This window comes from Bhargavaea ginsengi, assembly GCF_900109165.1.
Taxonomy (GTDB): Bacteria; Bacillota; Bacilli; order Bacillales_A; family Planococcaceae; genus Bhargavaea; species Bhargavaea ginsengi.
The window spans coordinates 647,022-663,461 of the sequence record NZ_FNZF01000002.1 but is presented as its reverse complement, the minus strand read 5'-3'; the positions used below and the strand labels follow the sequence as shown (position 1 = coordinate 663,461).

Here is a 16,440-nt window from a genome sequence, read left to right as displayed (position 1 = left end):
GTACGCGAGCTGGGTTCAGAACGTCGTGAGACAGTTCGGTCCCTATCCGTCGCGGGCGCAGGAAATTTGAGAGGAGCTGTCCTTAGTACGAGAGGACCGGGATGGACACACCGCTGGTGTACCAGTTGTCCTGCCAAGGGCATCGCTGGGTAGCTATGTGTGGACGGGATAAGTGCTGAAAGCATCTAAGCACGAAGCCCCCCTCAAGATGAGATTTCCCATGGCGCAAGCCAGTAAGATCCCTCGAAGAAGACGAGGTGGATAGGTCCGGGGTGGAAGTGTGGCGACACATGGAGCTGACGGATACTAATCGATCGAGGACTTCTCCTCATGGCACGTGGAAAGATTCGGTATGTACGATACAATGTCTGTTTTATCCGGTTTTGAAAGAATAAAAAAGTTCTTGCTAAATCGGCAGGAATTGATATAATAGTATTTGTTCTTTCAAAAAGAATACGGTCTGGCGATAATGGCGAAGAGGTCACACCCGTTCCCATCCCGAACACGGAAGTTAAGCTCTTCAGCGCCGATGGTAGTCGGGGGCTTCCCCCTGCAAGAGTAGGACGTCGCCGGGCTGTATCATTTGATTGGATCAACGATCCAGTTTCACGGAGGATTAGCTCAGCTGGGAGAGCATCTGCCTTACAAGCAGAGGGTCGGCGGTTCGAACCCGTCATCCTCCACCATTTTAATAACTATGCCGGCCTAGCTCAATTGGTAGAGCAACTGACTTGTAATCAGTAGGTTGGGGGTTCAAGTCCTCTGGCCGGCACCACTATGACGAGCCATTAGCTCAGTTGGTAGAGCATCTGACTTTTAATCAGAGGGTCGCAGGTTCGAGCCCTGCATGGCTCACCACCCTATATATACCACATCATGCGGGTGTGGCGGAATGGCAGACGCGCTAGATTCAGGTTCTAGTGTCCTTTACCGGACGTGGGGGTTCAAGTCCCTTCACCCGCACCATTATTTTGATGAGTGATATTGATCCACTCAGTTATGCGGAAGTAGTTCAGTGGTAGAATACCACCTTGCCAAGGTGGGGGTCGCGGGTTCGAATCCCGTCTTCCGCTCCATTTATTTCCGCCGGGGTGGCGGAATTGGCAGACGCACAGGACTTAAAATCCTGCGGTAGGTGACTACCGTACCGGTTCGAGACCGGTCCTCGGCACCAGCTCTTTTTTTATGAATGCGCCCGTAGCTCAATTGGATAGAGCGTCTGACTACGGATCAGAAGGTTATGGGTTCGACTCCTGTCGGGCGCGCCATTATTATCGGGAAATAGCTCAGCTTGGTAGAGCACTTGGTTTGGGACCAAGGGGTCGCAGGTTCGAATCCTGTTTTCCCGACCACTATACGGGGCCTTAGCTCAGCTGGGAGAGCGCCTGCCTTGCACGCAGGAGGTCAGCGGTTCGATCCCGCTAGGCTCCACCATTATACTATTCCGGCGGTGTAGCTCAGCTGGCTAGAGCGTACGGTTCATACCCGTAAGGTCGGGGGTTCGATCCCCTCCACCGCCATTCCAAAGGACCTTTAGCTCAGTTGGTTAGAGCAGACGGCTCATAACCGTCCGGTCGCAGGTTCGAGTCCTGCAAGGTCCACCATTAATTGGTTCAAACGGAGGAATACCCAAGTCTGGCTGAAGGGGTCGGTCTTGAAAACCGAGAGGCGGGTAACACCGCGCGGGGGTTCGAATCCCTCTTCCTCCGCCATATTTTTAACCTCTTCAGTCAAGGGGAGCCCTGAACCAAGAATTATGCATCATTTATATTATTATCGCGGAGTGGAGCAGTGGCAGCTCGTCGGGCTCATAACCCGAAGGTCGCAGGTTCGAATCCTGCCTCCGCAACCAATGGTCCCGTGGTGTAGCGGTTAACATGCCTGCCTGTCACGCAGGAGATCGCGGGTTCGATTCCCGTCGGGACCGCCATTTTTACATAATGAACTCCTTAAGATTTTAATTAGGCTTGGTAGCTCAGTCGGTAGAGCAAAGGACTGAAAATCCTTGTGTCGGCGGTTCGATTCCGTCCCAAGCCACCATTTGCGGATGTAGTTTAGTGGTAAAACCTCAGCTTCCCAAGCTGAAGTCGAGGGTTCAATTCCCTTCATCCGCTCCAGCGAAACCGGGCCTATAGCTCAGCTGGTTAGAGCGCACGCCTGATAAGCGTGAGGTCGGTGGTTCGAGTCCACTTAGGCCCACCATGTATTCCGCAGTAGCTCAGTGGTAGAGCAATCGGCTGTTAACCGATCGGTCGTAAGTTCGAGTCTTACCTGCGGAGCCATTTGGAGAAGTACTCAAGAGGCCGAAGAGGCGCCCCTGCTAAGGGCGTAGGTCGGGTAACCGGCGCGAGGGTTCAAATCCCTCCTTCTCCGCCACTTATTGGCCCCTTGGTCAAGCGGTTAAGACACCGCCCTTTCACGGCGGTAACACGGGTTCGAATCCCGTAGGGGTCATTATAAAAGAGCAGCCAACCTTTACAGGGCGGCTGCTCTTTTTTGTTTCTTCAATTTTTATTCCTCATCAATCCGCTTGCCGGTGTAGCTGTCAATCGCTTTGTCGGGGATATCGCCGAGTGGGGACTCGATTCCCGCATCGTCCAGGTCTTCCTGGTAGTCCTCCAATGTATCAGAACGCATAAAGCCTTTTACAGTCCCTGTTTCATCAGTGCTTGCAAATTCCTCATAGGTTTCTGCCGTGCCCTCTTCCATCGGATCTGTATAAAGGTCATTGTAGCTGTCGTGGTCACCGCTCATATCGGAGGGGGTCTCAGAAGTGCCGTAGCGTGCCGCTTCCTGAAAGCTGTCCTGGTAGTCTTCGATGTCTTCTTTTTTTCCGACTTCAAATGAGTCAGGCTGAACGGGTTCCGTTACTTCTTCCAGTACGTCTTCCTCTACCGGACGGTCCTCCGGAATCTCGGTGTCCGCATGCTCAATGCAGCGATTTGTGTAGGGGATGGCTTCCAGTCGCTCGAAGGGAATGTCTTTTTCGCATACTTCACAGATGCCGTAATCGCCATCTCGCAACGCCTTCAGTGCTGCTTCGACCTTTCCGAGTTCGTCTTCCGCGTGATTTTCAAGCGCCTGGTCCCTTTCACGGTCAAACAGTTCAGTGCCTGCGTCAGCAGGGTGATTGTCCACAAATGAAAGTTCTCCTGTTTCATCACGCATACTATCATCACGGTCCCGTTCTTCCGCTGTTTCCCGGTATTGCTGCTGCATTCCGATTAGTTCCCGCTTAAGGATTGTCTTTTGCTGTTCTGTCAACATGGCTGTCACTTCCTTCTGTTATTCAATGATGGATGATCTGCTTGAATGAGTTCGTCCCATTGTCCCTCATCTTTTCCTTTTTGCCCTGAGCGGTAAACCTTGGACGCAAATCAAAAACCGCCTGCACGGGTACAGGCGGTTTGACAGGTATGTGATTCAATTTATCCAGTATCCGAGAAGGATGCCGGCGCAGAGCAGGAAACCGAAGATCGTGTTGGTCTGGGCCGTCGCTTTCATGGCGGGCATGACTTTAAGCGGAACGTGCTCTTTTCTGAAGACGCGTATGGCGCCGATCGGCTTTCCTATACTGAGGAAGACAAGAAGTGCCCACGGTGTCAAAGAGCCCATCAGAACCATGCCGAGGATCCACAGATAAGATACCGCGAAAAACAGGAAAAGGAGCGTAATGGCCCTTTGTCTGCCTGCCAGGATGGCAAGTGTTTTGCGGCCTCCCTTTTTGTCGCCTTCCAAGTCACGGATATTGTTTGACATCATGATCGCACCGACCAGGATCATGCTCGGCACGGAAAGGGCAATTGCCCAGCCACTGACATGACCGGTCTGAATGAAGTAGGAGATGAGTACGATTGCCATGCCCATCGTAACGCCGGAAAACAGTTCTCCGAGCGGTGTGTAGGCGATGGGAAGCGGTCCACCCGTATACAGGTAGCCGATAGCCATGGCGACACCTCCAACCGCGAGAAGCCACCAGGAAGTGCTCCCGGCGATATAAAGACCCATCAGTGCGGCGGCTCCGTAGAGAGTTAGTGCGAGGCCGAGAACTGTAGAGGGTTTGACACCGTTGCGGACAATCGTCCCGCCGATGCCGACGGACTGTTCATTGTCGAGTCCGCGCTTGTAATCATAGTATTCGTTGAACATATTGGTTGCAGCCTGCAGGAACAGGGTGGCAAGCATCATGAGGATAAAAAGTAAGACGTTGGGACGGGTTTCGGCGAGCGCGATGATGGTCCCGAGAAGAACGGGCACAAAAGACGCAGTAAGCGTATGCGGGCGGGTCAGCTGCCACCAGATTCGCCATCCTTCATCAGCCTTGAGTGTTTGCTGCATATGGTTCTCTCCCTAATTTTCTTTTCCGCTCATCATTATAACGGAGAATAAAGGGAAAGGACAGGGAAGGCGCACGGAATCGCCCGGATGTTGGCGAATCGTGCAATGTGGTAAAATAAATGGGTAAGGAAAGACTGTAGCGAATAAGTTGGAGGGGTCTTGGATGAAACGGAAAACGACTCCGCATTCAATGGCGGAGACAGGCCGAATGATGGACGGGCTCCGGTTTTATACGGAAACTGTCGAATCGGACAGGCTGTCACCGCAGGCGTTTTTTGAAGCCGGCGAGATGGAGTTTGCCGGCCGGCGTTTTTATTGGGAGAACCGGGACAAGACGCGGAAGATGGCCGGAATGGGGCATGCCGCCCGACTGACCAGCAAAGATGGAGATGCCCGGTTCGAGGATATCCGGACACAATGGCAGCGCCTCTGTTCGGTGATCGTCAAGGAAGAGGGAGACCAGTCACCCGTTCTGTTCGGGGGATTTTCTTTTGATCCTGAAAATCGGCGGGAATCCGAATGGACAGGTTTCCCGGCCGCACTGTTTGTCGTTCCACAGATCCAACTGGTGGAAAAGGACGGCCGTGCATTTGTGTCGATCAACCTGGTTTCGGATGATGGCTCGGCGGCAGGAGATTTTGAAAGGCTCCGGCTGATCCGGGATCGGCTGATCCACGAAGCCCAGGTAAAAGAACGGATGCCTGCGGTAAAGCCGGATGTCCTTCGGCTTCATGAATATGCCAAGGCAGATTATCTCCGTGCTGTGGAGGGTGTCCGGGACGGAATCCTTGAAGGCGGACCGGAAAAGGTTGTTATCGCCCGTTCCATCGGACTTGAATTTGCGGCGCCAGTCCGTCATTCGGAAGTATTGGAACATTTGTCGGCCGAGCAGCAGGAAAGTTATCTGTTCGGGCTGGAGAACGGCGACGGTTTCTTTTTCGGAGCCACGCCCGAGCGGCTTGTGAAGATGGAGGACGGCAAAGGCCTGACTGCTTGCGTGGCCGGCTCCATCCGCCGGGGCAAAACAGTGGAAGAAGACCGGCTTCTCGGGGAAGGTCTTCTGAAGGACCCAAAAAATCGCGAGGAACACCAGTATGTGGTCCAGATGATCGGGGATGTCTTCCGCAGTTTCTGCAGTGACGTCAGGATTCCTGCAGGACCCCGTCTGTTGAAAGTGCGCGATATCCAGCATCTGTTCACTCCTGTGGAAGCAACACCTAATGTCGGCACCGATCTGCTCGACCTGGTTCAGGCACTTCATCCGACTCCGGCACTCGGTGGTACTCCGCGCGACGAAGCGCTTCGGATGATCCGTAATAATGAAAAGATGGATAGGGGCTACTACGGTGCACCGATCGGCTGGATGGATACGGAGGGCGACGGTGAGTTTGCCGTGGCGATCCGTTCCGGTCTGCTGAAAGGCGACCGGGCGCATCTGTATGCAGGAGGCGGCATTGTCGCCGGATCGGTACCGGAAGAAGAATATAAGGAGACATGGGTAAAGTTCCGTCCGATGATGCGGGCACTCGGGGGTGTGCTGCATGGATGAACGGAAGGTGCTGACCTCCTACGTCCTGAGAATCCGGGAATCACTGATCCGCGCGGGTGTCCGCCAAGTGGTCGTGAGTCCCGGCTCCCGGTCGACTCCTTTGGCATATGCATTTGCCGACTCTGACAAGGTCATGCTGCATCTGCAGACCGATGAACGCTCTGCGGCATTCTGCGGGCTGGGCATGGCGAAGGCAACAGGAGAGCCTGTCGCCGTCCTGTGCACGTCCGGCACGGCCGCGTCCAACTACATGCCGGCAATCACTGAGGCGAAGTATGCACGGGTCCCCCTGATCATCCTGACGGCAGACCGACCGCATGAATTGCGCGAGGTCGGAGCCCCGCAGGCGATCGACCAGCCGGGAATGTACGGCAGAATGGTAAAATACAGTGCTGACTTCCCCGTCCCGGAAGATCGGGTGGAATCCCTGGAATATATCGGCCGGCACGTTCAGCGCGCCGTCTCGGTCGCGACCGATGCACCGGCCGGTCCGGTACATTTGAATGTTCCTTTCAGGGAGCCGTTGCTGATCAATTTCGGAGCGGAAGATCCCGGGCTTTCTTTCCGCAGTGTGCGGAGAGGAACAATGATCCCGGACCCTGAAATGGTACGCTGGTTCACAGAGACAGCCTCTGCCGCGAAGCGGGGACTTATCATCGCCGGTGAACTTCCTCCGGATTTCGACAAAGATGCGTTCTGGAAATTTGTGCGCTCACTCGGCTGGCCGGTGCTGGCCGATCCGCTTTCGGGACTTCGAAGCGGCAAATTCGCGGAATCGGAAGACCTCTGCATCGATCAGTATGATGCCGTTCTGAAAAACAAAAGGTTCAAGCAGGAGATGGCACCGGATACAGTAATCCGTTTTGGTCCCCAGCCGGTGTCCAAGCCACTGACACTGTTCCTCAATGCAAACCGGCCGGACGTCTATATCGTGGTGGATGAAAGCCCGGCCTTCCGTGATCCTCATCATCTGGCTACGGATCATCTCCAATGTGCGCCGGATATGCTTCTCGGCATCAGAGCGGAAAACCCTCCGTCCAACTATGCAACGCTCTGGACGGAGGCCAACCGCATTGCAGTGGAGGAAACGAGGCGCGCGGTGATGGAAGGGACGGATGAAGGCGCGATGGCAGGTGTCTTGTTCGCAGCCATGCCGGACGGCAGTGACCTGTTCGCAAGTTCCAGCATGCCGATCCGGGACGTCGATACCTACTTCCTGAATACTGGCCGCGATATCGGTATTTTTGCCAATCGCGGGGTGAATGGAATCGATGGTGTCGTGTCGACCGCCTTTGGCGTGCAGGCGGCAAGAAAGCGCCCGGCTTACCTGCTGATCGGAGACTTGGCGATGCTCCATGATATGAACGGGCTGATTTCGAGCCGTTTCGGGGAGACGGACCTTACCATCCTCGTCATGAACAATGACGGAGGCGGTATTTTCTCTTATCTGCCTCAGGCTGGGGCAGGCCGCTATTTCGAGGAATTGTTTGGCACGCCTACCGGGCTGAAATTCAGGAGCCTGGCGGAGATGTATGGCTGTCAGTATGATGCTGTGGATTCAGCCGACGGACTCAGGGAGTCCCTCCTTGAGCCGAAACAGACCAACGTCAGGATTATTGAGGCATTCAGCGACCGCCAAGTGAACACTGATGAACACCGTAAGTTGTGGCAGGCTGTCGGCGAAAGGCTGGATGCCGAATGGAACCGCTGAAGGCGATGATCCGGGGAATCCAGATCGGCTACCGGGAGGCAGGGGACCCGGACGGGAACCCACTTGTCCTGCTGCACGGATTCACGGGAAGTTCAGCGTCTTGGACCGGGTTTGCCGATGAGTTCGGATCCTGCCGGCTCATCATGCCAGACCTGACCGGCCATGGCCATTCGGCCGCACCGGATGTTCCTGGGCGGTATGCGATGGAGGAACAGGTGGCGGACCTGGATGTGCTTTTCACCGGGCTTGGGCTGGATCGCTTCAGTCTTCTCGGCTATTCGATGGGCGGGCGGATCGCCATCGGCTACGCGGCAAAGCATCCTGAGAAAATCAGCCGGCTGATCCTTGAAAGCACATCCCCCGGCCTCGAGACCAAGGACGAGCGGCTGTCCCGCCGGGAATCCGACGACAAGCTTGCCGCTTTCATTGAACGGGAAGGTATCCGGGCCTTTACCGACCGATGGGAGAACATCCCGCTTTTCGCTTCGCAGACACGGTTGCCGAAAGATGTCCGGGAACGTGTCCGGAGCGGCCGCCTGGGCAATGAACCTGCAGGCCTCGCCGGAAGTCTCAGGGGCATTGGCACGGGGAGCCAGCCTTCATACTGGGATAACCTGAAGGGATTCAAAATGCCGGTGACGCTGATTACCGGAGGGCTGGACGAAAAGTATGTGAACATTGCAGAAGACATGGCCCGGCAACTGCCGAATTCAAGTCATGTGACCGTTCCGGATGCAGGACATACGGTGCACGTGGAAAATCCGGTGCGCTTTGCTACAATAGTAAAGGAAGCTATAAAGCCATAGATAGGGGAGGAAACACATGACACGCCAATGGGAAACGATCCGTACATATGACGAGATCAAATATGAGAAATACAACGGGATCGCAAAAGTGACAATCAACCGTCCGCAAGTACGCAATGCCTTCACACCGAAAACTGTAGAAGAAATGATCGATGCTTTCTCCCGCGCACGCGATGACGACAGCATCGGCGTCATCGTCCTGACGGGCGAAGGCGACATGGCCTTCTGCTCCGGCGGGGACCAGAAAGTACGAGGACACGGCGGCTACGTCGGCGAGGACCAGATTCCGCGCCTGAACGTCCTGGATCTGCAGCGCCTGATCCGCGTCATCCCGAAACCGGTTGTCGCCATGGTAGCAGGTTATGCCATCGGCGGCGGACATGTCCTGCATGTGGTCTGCGACCTGACCATTGCAGCAGACAACGCAATCTTCGGACAGACCGGCCCGAAAGTCGGCTCATTTGATGCGGGATACGGCTCCGGCTATTTGGCTCGCATCGTTGGCCACAAAAAAGCACGTGAAATCTGGTATCTGTGCCGCCAGTACAATGCACAGGAAGCACTGGACATGGGACTGGTCAACACGGTCGTTCCGCTTGACCAGCTTGAAGACGAAACCGTCCAGTGGTGCGAGGAGATGCTTGAGAAGAGCCCGACTGCCCTACGTTTCCTGAAGGCCGCGATGAATGCCGATACGGACGGACTTGCAGGTCTTCAACAGATGGCAGGCGACGCGACACTCCTTTACTACACGACGGACGAGGCGAAAGAAGGCCGTGACGCATTCAAGGAAAAGCGTAAGCCGGACTTTGGCCAGTTCCCTCGTTTCCCTTGATGTTTGAAATTTTGAATGAGCCGCCTTATCGGGCGGCTTTTTATGATAGGAAGGTGATAGCATGATGACACCAAACTGGATTTTGCAGCGGGCGAGTCTGACGCCGGACCGTATCGCCATCAGCTGGGAAGAGCAGCAGTGGACGTTCCGGGAAATGGCGGAACGGTCGATGGACATCGCAAAGAAAATGAGGGGAACCGGCCTGCAGGAAGGCAACCGGGTGGCACTTCTTACAACAGGAGGTCCGGAGACCGTCTTCCTGATCCACGGAGGGCTGCTCGCCGGCTTTGAACTGGTCATGCTGAACAGCCGCCTGACAGCAGCGGAGCTCGCTTACCAAATCGAAGACTCGGAAGCCGTGGCTGTGTTTACCGATGATTCCCTGTTGGACCGCGCACCGGACAGCACACCTGTGAGCCGTCTCCTTTGCGGCAAAGCGGAAGATTTTAAGCCGGCCGAACTCTGGCATGAAGACCGTACGCTGACGATCATGTATACATCAGGGACAACGGGCTTTCCGAAAGGGGTCCGGCAGACGGCCGGCAACCATTTGTCGAGCGCTGCGGCATCCGCCTTTAACATGGGTCTCCAGGATGGAGATGTCTGGTTATGTGCGATGCCTCTTTTCCACATCAGCGGATTCTCAATACTGAGCCGGTCGCTCATCTACGGGATGACTGTGCGCCTGCAGTCGAAATTCGACGCGGAAGCATCGGCCAGAGAAATTGCGGAAGGAAGCGTCACGACGATGTCCGCGGTTTCCGCACAGCTTGTCAGGGTGCTGGATATCCTGGAGGGCCGGAAACTGCGGGCTGACGGGCGTTTCAGGCAGATCCTGGCCGGGGGAGGACCTGTTCCTTCTCCGTACATCAGGAGGGCAGAGGCACTTGGCATTCAAATTCTCCAGACCTATGGTATGACTGAAACATCATCACAGACAGCTACACTGGCAGCGGAAGATGCCCTCAGGAAAACCGGGTCTTCAGGCAAGCCGCTGTTCTTTAATCGTATCCGGATCGAAGGAGCGGAAAAGCCGGGGGACGAGGGGGAGATCCTGATCAGCGGTCCCCACGTGACACCCGGCTATGTCGGACGCTTCAGCGACAGCCCGGCCCAGGTGGATGGCTGGCTCCATACAGGCGATATCGGTAAGCTCGATGATGAGGGATTTCTTTATGTGCTCGACCGCAGGTCGGACCTGATCATCTCGGGAGGGGAGAACATCTATCCTGCGGAGATTGAACAAGTGCTGGTCGGCCATCCTGATGTGGCGGAAGCGGGTGTGGCAGGGGTAGAGGATAAACACTGGGGTCATGTTCCGGCAGCCTTCGTCGTGGTAAGGAAAGCGATCGCCGCGGAGGAACTGGAAGCATTCTGTCGGGAGCGCCTGGCCCCTTATAAGGTTCCGAAGTACTATCGTTTCGTTGAAGAACTTCCGAGAAATGCCTCCAACAAGCTTCTTCGGCGAGAACTTAGGGCTGCGTTTGAAATTGAGAAATGACAAAAGCCATCCGGGTTGCCGGATGGCTTTTGCTATGGGCTTAATGGGTCAATGCATTTCCGAGCCGTTCGATGTTCTGTCTCATGAGGGAAAAATAATCTTCATCGTTTTCGATATCATCTTCTGAGAGGACACTCAGATTATGGAGTGTATCGGATTCTGCTCCGATCTCATTCACAATCACCTGTGTGAGCTTTGATGTGATGTTCTGCTCAAAAAAGATGGTTTTGGCCTGCTTTTCACGGGCAAGATCCACGATACGGGCGAGCTCTTTTTGTGATGGTTCGCTTTGAGGATTCAGCCCTGCGATGGATACCTGTTCCAATCCATATTCATCAGCGATGTATCCGAATGCAGCGTGGGAAACAAAGAAAGTTTTCGTTTCGGCGCCTTGTGCCATCGCATGGAATTCTTCATCCAGCAGCTTAAGTTCATCCGAAAGTTCTTCGTAGCGCTCATTAAACTCCGCTTCCTTGTCAGGGAGTTCTTCTGAAAGGGCTTCTTTCACAGCAAGTGCCAACCGGTCGGCCAAGACAGGGGAGAGCCAGACATGCGGGTCCGCTCCCGAATGGTCATGGCCTTCATGGCCGGCTTCTTCCTCTTCATGTCCGTGTTCGTCTTCCTCCTTCTCCTCCTCATGGCTGTGGCCATGAAGAAGCTGATCATCAGAAATGTGCGCTGTTGCCGCGACAATCTGTACATCCTGGTCTGAAAGCGTCTGCTCGGCTTTGCTGACAAAGCCCTCCAGTCCGAGTCCGGTATGGATGAACAGATCACTTTCCGCCAGGCTGATCATATCTTTTTGTGTCGGTTCGAATGTATGGCTGTCTGCACCGGGAGGATAGATCGAGGAGACGCTGACGGAGTCTCCGCCGATTCTCTCTGTGAAATAGGCAAGCGGGTAGACGGTAGTCTTGACCGTGATTACGTTATCCGCTGAACCATCGCTTTCTTTTTTCTCGTTATTACTGCTGCCGCACCCGGCCAGAAAAAGCAGGGATGCAGACAGGATAATGATCAATCGTTTCATAATCCACCTCTAAATCGTAATGAGTACGATTTATAATACCCCAATAATAGATGGCTTGGCAACCCGTAATTCAATGATCTGCTTTTTTTCTTCCCGGCCACTTGTCAGGAACCGGGTCGAATCCGCCTTCGTGAAACGGATGGCATTTGGATATCCGGATAATTGTCATCAGGAAACCTTTGATGGCACCATGCTTTTCAAAAGCTTCGAGACCATATGAGGAACAGGTTGGATGAAAACGGCAGCTTGGGGGCGTGAATGGGGAAATGGCCTTTCTGTAGAATCGGATGATCCATATAAAAAGATGTTTCATTAATAAACACTCCAATCGCAACGCATGTTTATTGTAGCGCGGGGTGGGGAAGATGAACAGAAGAACGATTGATTAAGAAATGGAGTGTTGATGGATGTCTAAAGAACTGCTTAAAGAATTGAATGTCCAGGTGGCGACCTGGTCGGTATTTTACACGAAGCTTCACAATTATCACTGGTATGTGAAAGGGCCTCAGTTCTTCACTCTTCACGAAAAGTTCGAGGAACTCTATAATGAAGCGACCCTACATATGGATGAGATCGCGGAGCGTATGCTGACGCTTGGCGGTCAGCCGCTCGCGACACTGAAGGAACACCTCGAGAATTCCGTTGTTGACGAAGCAAGCGGAAAGGAATCCGCCAATGCGATGGTCAAGCAGGTGACGGAGGACTTCGACAAAATCATGGAATCACTCAAAAAAGGCATGGACCTTGCAGCAAAAGACGAGGACGATATGACTGAGGACCTCCTGAACTCGATCTACCAGAGCATCGAGAAACACCAGTGGATGCTCAACGCCTTCCTTGGTGAAGAAAACAACTGAAGCAGACCAGAAAAAGCCGGAGTATCCGGCTTTTTCAATTGGCTAAAGTTTTCCGGTTGCCGTAAAGGTCAGTCTTTCGCGCATGGAAAGGTTGGAGGACGCCATCCTAAGGAAAACCTTTTAGCCAGGAGGATTCCATGAAAAACAAATTGTATGTCTCGATTCTCCACAGACAGGTGTACCCGGCGCCGCATGCAGCGCCGTGGGAGTTTGCCATCGAGGCGGACAGCCGGGTGGAGGAAGCGTTCAGCAAGCTGTTCAGCCAGATCAGCGATGTGGAATTTAACAACTTTATCCGATCACATCTGCCGTTTGTTCCGTATCATTTGGACAAGGAAAACCATCAGATTGACCTTCGCACCATGAAGCTGTATGCACTCGTCCACGAATTCGGGGATGAGGAATCCAAGAAGTTCGTTGAGAGTCTCCCGTATTTCCGTTGAAGGCACGGTACCCTGTCCGCTACACTTGGTGGAGGAGGGGTGCCGATGTATACATACAAAGACCGGGCGGATCAGCGGGTCGATCTGTTCTGGAAAAAGGACCGGGCAGGGATAGAGCCGACCCATGTCATCGTCGCCGCATTTGATAACAGCCAGTGGCTGATGACCATCCATCCGGACAGGGGACTGGAGTGGCCGGGCGGAAAGGCAGAGCCGGGTGAAACGATTGAACAGGCGGCCGTCAGGGAAGTGTATGAAGAGACCGGGGTCACGGCCGGCAATCTCAAATTTATTGCCGATTATGTCGTCCATGCCGACCCGCCTTTCTGCAAAAGGGTGTTTGCAGCAGATATTCTGTCCGTCAATGAAGACATTCAGCTCCGGGAAACAAAAGGAGCGGCTTATCTTTTGGAATCGGAGTGGGAGAAGTCTAAAGAAAAACTGAGCCGGCATATGTCGGATGAAGGTATGGACAGGATCCGGAAGAAGGTGTTGGCTGATGAAAGGCAACGGAACAATTGAATACACAAGACCCTATCCTTCGCCAAACCCCAATGTTCGGATGAGCGAAGTCACCTACTGGTCTACGGGATACCGGGTGAAGGGGCTGCTTGCGGAGCCGGCAGCAGAAGGAATCTATGACGGCATCGTCTACTTGCGTGGCGGCATCCAGCATGTAGGGATGGTCCGGCCTTCCCGGATCGCCCAGTTTGCCCAGCAGGGATTTACCGTCTTTGCCCCTTACTACCGGGGAAACCGGGGAGGGGAGGGCTTTGACGGATTCGGCGGCGAGGACCGGTTTGATGCTGTTCATGCAGTTGATGTGCTGAAACAGCACCCGAAAACCGACAGTGCAAGGATCCATCTGTTCTCCTTTTCCAGGGGCGGCATCATGGCTCTCTGGACGGCAATCATACGGGATGACATCACTTCCGTCGTGAACTGGGCCGGCGTGTCGGATGTCATCTTCACCTACAAAGAAAGGAAAGAACTCCGCCGGATGATGAAGCGGGTGATCGGCGGGTCGCCGAACAGCGCGCCCGAAGAATACCGCAACCGGACGGCTCTATTCCATGTGGATGAAATTGATGCCCCGTTTCTGCTGGTCCATGGCCGACAGGATGTGAACGTATCCATTGAGCAGGCGATCATGCTGGAAGATGCACTGAATGAAGCGGGGAAACCGGTCGAGACCTGGTATTTTTCCGAATACACTCATTTCTTTCCGCCGGCAGAATCCGCGCGGGTCACGCGTGATCTGTGCAATTGGATGAAAGGCAAGGGGAACTGAGGTCTACTCATACAAAAAAGCACCCTCGCATGAGTCGACATGCGAGGGTGCTTTAATGATAAGCCGATTAGATGACCGGGCCGCCTCTTTCTGCAATTTCTTTTGAGACAGAGCCGAATTTCTTGAAGTTTTCACGGAAGGCTGCCGTGAGCTCCTTGGCCTTTGCATCGTAAGCTTCCTTGTCCGCCCATGCATTGCGGGGATTGAGGACTTCGGAAGGGACGCCTTCGATTTCAACCGGCATGTTAAGGCCGAATACCTTGCCCTGTTCCATTTCAGCGTTGTCGAGTTTGCCCTCGATTGCTGCGCGGACCATGGCACGAGTATAGCTGAGTTTCATGCGCTGGCCGACGCCGTACTCTCCGCCGGTCCAGCCGGTGTTGACGAGGAAGACGTTGACATCGTGCTCGTCGATCTTCTTGCCGAGCATTTCCGCATAAACGGTCGCATGGAGCGGCAGGAACGGTGAGCCGAAGCAAGTTGAGAAGGTCATCTGAGGCGAAGTGATGCCGCGCTCAGTTCCTGCAAGCTTCGATGTGAAGCCGCTCAGGAAGTGGTACATTGCCTGTTCTTTCGTCAGTTTCGAGATTGGAGGCAACACGCCGAAAGCATCCGCCGTAAGGAAGACGATTGTTTTCGGATGGCCCGCGACCGAAGGGATGACACTGCCTTCGATATACTCGAGCGGGTAAGCCGCGCGAGTGTTTTCAGTCAGGGAGCCATCGTCGTAGTCAGGAATGCCTTCCTCGTCGACGACGACGTTCTCGAGAACAGAGCCTTCGCGGATGGCGCCATAGATCTGTGGCTCTTTTTCTTCGGAAAGATTGATGGTCTTCGCGTAGCATCCGCCTTCGATGTTGAAGACGCCGTCTTCCGACCAGCCGTGCTCATCGTCCCCGATCAGGCGGCGGTGAGGGTCTGCGGACAGTGTCGTCTTTCCAGTGCCGGAAAGGCCGAAGAACAGGGCGACATCGCCTTCTTCTCCGACGTTTGCCGAGCAGTGCATCGACAGGATGTCCTGTTTCGGAAGCAGATAGTTCATGACGGAGAAAATGGATTTCTTCATTTCCCCGGCATATTCAGTGCCGCCGATCAGGACAATTCCGCGCTCAAGCGAGATCATGACAAACGCTTCAGAATTTGTTCCGTCGACTTCAGGGTCGGCTTTGAAGGTCGGAGCGGAAACAATCGTGAATTGTGCTTCGTGCTTTTTCAGCTCTTCTTCGGAAGGGCGGATAAACAGCTGCTGGCAGAACAGGTTGTGCCATGCAAACTCGTTGACCGACCGGATGTGCAGGCGGGATGCCGGGTCGGCACCTGCGAAACCGTCAAACACGTACAGCTCATTTTTCGCTCCGAGATGATCCAGCACCTTGTTGTACAGTTTTTCGAATACTTCAGGCTGGACCGGCTTGTTCACGCTTCCCCAATCGATGTCTTCCTTGGAAGGGGCCTCTTCCACGATGAAGCGGTCTTTGGGAGAGCGGCCTGTATACTTCCCGGTCGTGGCGCGGACTGCGCCTTTGTCCGTCAGCACGGCCTCACCGCGTTCAACGGCGATTTGTGTCAGCTCCTCGACGGAAAGCTGTGTGCGGATCGAACCTCCTGCCAGAAGATCATTCAGTTTATCGCTCAGTTTAGAAGACATCATCATCTGTACCACCCTTGTCTTGTAGTCCCGCCCGAAAGCGGTTTGGATATGATGTGAATTAGTATAACACATTCTGTCCATTAGTCTATACTAATTAAGAGTTTGGCGGCAAACGTCCAGAAACCGTCATAATGCCTCGTCATTCTACATATAGTATTTGACATAAAGTGAGCAATTCATTACTATGAAGAATTGTACGGATACTCTTATCCCGAGCTGGTGGAGGGACAGGCCCTATGAAACCCGGCAACCTGCCGTTCTCCTTTTGGAGGCCGAGAAGGTGCCAACCTGAAGCAAGGCGTCTGCCTTGGACGATAAGAGTGAAAGGTGTCAGCGAATCCGGGCCTTTCCTCATGAATGTGAGCGGAAGGCCCTTTTTAAATGGATTGACCAAAACCTCAGTAAGCCCAAAACGGCTTGGAGTTCAA

General features: G+C 54.1%; 14 protein-coding genes, 20 tRNA genes, 2 rRNA genes and 1 riboswitch. Of the genes, 31 read left to right on the top strand and 5 right to left on the bottom strand.

Features of this window, described 5'->3' with window-relative positions; all coding sequences use genetic code 11:
* The 22 genes from BMX91_RS08525 to BMX91_RS08420 form a co-directional block, all read left to right on the top strand.
* Window positions 1-330 (top strand): 23S ribosomal RNA (locus BMX91_RS08525); the annotation flags it as partial.
* A gap of 129 nt (window positions 331-459) precedes the next feature.
* Window positions 460-575: ribosomal RNA gene (rrf, locus tag BMX91_RS08520) — 5S ribosomal RNA — on the top strand.
* 35 nt (window positions 576-610) lie between these two features.
* Window positions 611-686 (top strand) — tRNA-Val (locus BMX91_RS08515).
* A 13-nt stretch (window positions 687-699) separates the two neighbouring features.
* Window positions 700-775: transfer RNA gene (locus BMX91_RS08510), tRNA-Thr, on the top strand.
* Window positions 776-782: 7 nt separating this feature from the next.
* Window positions 783-858 (top strand) — tRNA-Lys (locus tag BMX91_RS08505).
* A gap of 20 nt (window positions 859-878) precedes the next feature.
* Window positions 879-966 (top strand) — tRNA-Leu (locus BMX91_RS08500).
* A gap of 35 nt (window positions 967-1,001) precedes the next feature.
* Window positions 1,002-1,076: transfer RNA gene (locus BMX91_RS08495), tRNA-Gly, on the top strand.
* Window positions 1,077-1,085: 9 nt separating this feature from the next.
* Window positions 1,086-1,174, top strand: a tRNA-Leu gene (locus BMX91_RS08490).
* Window positions 1,175-1,191: 17 nt separating this feature from the next.
* Window positions 1,192-1,268, top strand: a tRNA-Arg gene (locus BMX91_RS08485).
* A gap of 7 nt (window positions 1,269-1,275) precedes the next feature.
* Window positions 1,276-1,352 (top strand) — tRNA-Pro (locus BMX91_RS08480).
* Between the two features lie 6 nt (window positions 1,353-1,358).
* A tRNA-Ala gene (locus BMX91_RS08475) sits at window positions 1,359-1,434 on the top strand.
* 12 nt (window positions 1,435-1,446) lie between these two features.
* A tRNA-Met gene (locus tag BMX91_RS08470) sits at window positions 1,447-1,520 on the top strand.
* A gap of 7 nt (window positions 1,521-1,527) precedes the next feature.
* Window positions 1,528-1,604: transfer RNA gene (locus tag BMX91_RS08465), tRNA-Ile, on the top strand.
* 15 nt (window positions 1,605-1,619) lie between these two features.
* Window positions 1,620-1,712, top strand: a tRNA-Ser gene (locus BMX91_RS08460).
* Between the two features lie 65 nt (window positions 1,713-1,777).
* Window positions 1,778-1,852, top strand: a tRNA-Met gene (locus tag BMX91_RS08455).
* A 2-nt stretch (window positions 1,853-1,854) separates the two neighbouring features.
* Window positions 1,855-1,930: transfer RNA gene (locus BMX91_RS08450), tRNA-Asp, on the top strand.
* Window positions 1,931-1,964: 34 nt separating this feature from the next.
* Window positions 1,965-2,040 (top strand) — tRNA-Phe (locus BMX91_RS08445).
* A 3-nt stretch (window positions 2,041-2,043) separates the two neighbouring features.
* Window positions 2,044-2,117, top strand: a tRNA-Gly gene (locus tag BMX91_RS08440).
* Between the two features lie 8 nt (window positions 2,118-2,125).
* Window positions 2,126-2,202 (top strand) — tRNA-Ile (locus tag BMX91_RS08435).
* Window positions 2,203-2,207: 5 nt separating this feature from the next.
* Window positions 2,208-2,282: transfer RNA gene (locus tag BMX91_RS08430), tRNA-Asn, on the top strand.
* Between the two features lie 3 nt (window positions 2,283-2,285).
* Window positions 2,286-2,376 (top strand) — tRNA-Ser (locus BMX91_RS08425).
* Window positions 2,377-2,382: 6 nt separating this feature from the next.
* A tRNA-Glu gene (locus tag BMX91_RS08420) sits at window positions 2,383-2,454 on the top strand.
* 57 nt (window positions 2,455-2,511) lie between these two features.
* On the opposite strand, the gene BMX91_RS08415 is transcribed toward BMX91_RS08420, so the two are convergent.
* A complete protein-coding gene (locus BMX91_RS08415; protein ID WP_092052079.1) occupies window positions 2,512-3,267 on the bottom strand; it encodes a TraR/DksA C4-type zinc finger protein in 756 nt (251 codons plus the stop codon).
* Between the two features lie 156 nt (window positions 3,268-3,423).
* On the bottom strand, window positions 3,424-4,338 hold the full coding sequence (locus BMX91_RS08410; RefSeq protein ID WP_092052078.1) for a 1,4-dihydroxy-2-naphthoate polyprenyltransferase: 915 nt from the start codon (window positions 4,336-4,338) through the stop codon (window positions 3,424-3,426).
* 163 nt (window positions 4,339-4,501) lie between these two features.
* Between BMX91_RS08410 and BMX91_RS08405 the strand changes: the two genes are divergently transcribed.
* The 5 genes from BMX91_RS08405 to BMX91_RS08385 all read left to right on the top strand — a co-directional run bounded on the left by BMX91_RS08405 (window position 4,502) and on the right by BMX91_RS08385 (window position 10,740).
* Window positions 4,502-5,887, top strand: coding sequence for an isochorismate synthase (locus BMX91_RS08405; protein ID WP_092052076.1), 1,386 nt, complete (start codon window positions 4,502-4,504; stop codon window positions 5,885-5,887).
* On the top strand, window positions 5,880-7,598 hold the full coding sequence (menD, locus tag BMX91_RS08400) for a 2-succinyl-5-enolpyruvyl-6-hydroxy-3-cyclohexene-1-carboxylic-acid synthase (RefSeq protein WP_092052075.1): 1,719 nt from the start codon (window positions 5,880-5,882) through the stop codon (window positions 7,596-7,598). The genes BMX91_RS08405 and menD overlap by 8 nt, the downstream gene beginning before the upstream one ends.
* Window positions 7,586-8,404 (top strand): 2-succinyl-6-hydroxy-2,4-cyclohexadiene-1-carboxylate synthase, encoded by an 819-nt coding sequence (gene menH / locus BMX91_RS08395; protein ID WP_092052073.1) that lies wholly within the window; start codon window positions 7,586-7,588, stop codon window positions 8,402-8,404. Before menD ends, menH begins: the two co-directional genes overlap by 13 nt.
* 16 nt (window positions 8,405-8,420) lie before the next feature.
* Window positions 8,421-9,239: a 1,4-dihydroxy-2-naphthoyl-CoA synthase gene (gene menB, locus BMX91_RS08390; RefSeq protein ID WP_092052071.1), complete on the top strand. Its 819-nt coding sequence runs from the start codon at window positions 8,421-8,423 to the stop codon at window positions 9,237-9,239.
* 61 nt (window positions 9,240-9,300) lie between these two features.
* On the top strand, window positions 9,301-10,740 hold the full coding sequence (locus BMX91_RS08385; protein WP_092052069.1) for an o-succinylbenzoate--CoA ligase: 1,440 nt from the start codon (window positions 9,301-9,303) through the stop codon (window positions 10,738-10,740).
* 40 nt (window positions 10,741-10,780) lie between these two features.
* Here BMX91_RS08385 and BMX91_RS08380 read toward each other — a convergent pair whose 3' ends face one another.
* The gene (locus BMX91_RS08380; RefSeq protein ID WP_092052067.1) at window positions 10,781-11,770 is read right to left on the bottom strand and encodes a metal ABC transporter substrate-binding protein; all 990 of its coding nucleotides are present in this window, start codon (window positions 11,768-11,770) and stop codon (window positions 10,781-10,783) included.
* Window positions 11,771-11,840: 70 nt separating this feature from the next.
* Window positions 11,841-12,083 carry a membrane protein insertion efficiency factor YidD gene (yidD, locus tag BMX91_RS08375; protein WP_092052064.1) on the bottom strand — a complete coding sequence of 81 codons (243 nt, stop codon included), beginning with the start codon at window positions 12,081-12,083 and terminating at the stop codon, window positions 11,841-11,843.
* Window positions 12,084-12,177: 94 nt separating this feature from the next.
* Between yidD and BMX91_RS08370 the strand changes: the two genes are divergently transcribed.
* From BMX91_RS08370 to BMX91_RS08355, 4 genes are all read left to right on the top strand, one after another.
* Complete coding sequence (locus BMX91_RS08370; RefSeq protein ID WP_092052063.1) at window positions 12,178-12,627, top strand: Dps family protein; 450 nt, start codon at window positions 12,178-12,180, stop codon at window positions 12,625-12,627.
* 137 nt (window positions 12,628-12,764) lie between these two features.
* Window positions 12,765-13,070 (top strand): transposase, encoded by a 306-nt coding sequence (locus BMX91_RS08365; protein WP_092052060.1) that lies wholly within the window; start codon window positions 12,765-12,767, stop codon window positions 13,068-13,070.
* A 45-nt stretch (window positions 13,071-13,115) separates the two neighbouring features.
* Window positions 13,116-13,592, top strand: coding sequence for an NUDIX domain-containing protein (locus tag BMX91_RS08360; RefSeq protein WP_092052058.1), 477 nt, complete (start codon window positions 13,116-13,118; stop codon window positions 13,590-13,592).
* The gene (locus tag BMX91_RS08355) at window positions 13,570-14,361 is read left to right on the top strand and encodes an alpha/beta hydrolase family protein (protein WP_092052056.1); all 792 of its coding nucleotides are present in this window, start codon (window positions 13,570-13,572) and stop codon (window positions 14,359-14,361) included. Before BMX91_RS08360 ends, BMX91_RS08355 begins: the two co-directional genes overlap by 23 nt.
* A 67-nt stretch (window positions 14,362-14,428) precedes the next feature.
* Here the strand turns inward: BMX91_RS08355 and pckA are convergent, their stop codons facing one another.
* Window positions 14,429-16,012 carry a phosphoenolpyruvate carboxykinase (ATP) gene (pckA, locus tag BMX91_RS08350; RefSeq protein ID WP_092052254.1) on the bottom strand — a complete coding sequence of 528 codons (1,584 nt, stop codon included), beginning with the start codon at window positions 16,010-16,012 and terminating at the stop codon, window positions 14,429-14,431.
* 203 nt (window positions 16,013-16,215) lie between these two features.
* A riboswitch (SAM riboswitch) is annotated at window positions 16,216-16,333 on the top strand.
* Window positions 16,334-16,440 lie beyond the last annotated feature (107 nt).

Bases quoted from the DNA above. Each gene is read 5' to 3' on its own strand.
- BMX91_RS08415 (WP_092052079.1), bottom strand. From the start codon at position 3,267: ATGTTGACAGAACAGCAAAAGACAATCCTTAAGCGGGAACTAATCGGA.
- menD (WP_092052075.1), top strand. From the start codon at position 5,880: ATGGATGAACGGAAGGTGCTGACCTCCTACGTCCTGAGAATCCGGGAA.
- yidD (WP_092052064.1), bottom strand. From the start codon at position 12,083: ATGAAACATCTTTTTATATGGATCATCCGATTCTACAGAAAGGCCATT.
- BMX91_RS08405 (WP_092052076.1), top strand. From the start codon at position 4,502: ATGAAACGGAAAACGACTCCGCATTCAATGGCGGAGACAGGCCGAATG.
- BMX91_RS08365 (WP_092052060.1), top strand. From the start codon at position 12,765: ATGAAAAACAAATTGTATGTCTCGATTCTCCACAGACAGGTGTACCCG.
- BMX91_RS08385 (WP_092052069.1), top strand. From the start codon at position 9,301: ATGATGACACCAAACTGGATTTTGCAGCGGGCGAGTCTGACGCCGGAC.
- BMX91_RS08370 (WP_092052063.1), top strand. From the start codon at position 12,178: ATGTCTAAAGAACTGCTTAAAGAATTGAATGTCCAGGTGGCGACCTGG.
- menB (WP_092052071.1), top strand. From the start codon at position 8,421: ATGACACGCCAATGGGAAACGATCCGTACATATGACGAGATCAAATAT.
- BMX91_RS08355 (WP_092052056.1), top strand. From the start codon at position 13,570: ATGAAAGGCAACGGAACAATTGAATACACAAGACCCTATCCTTCGCCA.
- BMX91_RS08360 (WP_092052058.1), top strand. From the start codon at position 13,116: ATGTATACATACAAAGACCGGGCGGATCAGCGGGTCGATCTGTTCTGG.
- BMX91_RS08410 (WP_092052078.1), bottom strand. From the start codon at position 4,338: ATGCAGCAAACACTCAAGGCTGATGAAGGATGGCGAATCTGGTGGCAG.
- menH (WP_092052073.1), top strand. From the start codon at position 7,586: ATGGAACCGCTGAAGGCGATGATCCGGGGAATCCAGATCGGCTACCGG.
- pckA (WP_092052254.1), bottom strand. From the start codon at position 16,012: ATGATGTCTTCTAAACTGAGCGATAAACTGAATGATCTTCTGGCAGGA.
- BMX91_RS08380 (WP_092052067.1), bottom strand. From the start codon at position 11,770: ATGAAACGATTGATCATTATCCTGTCTGCATCCCTGCTTTTTCTGGCC.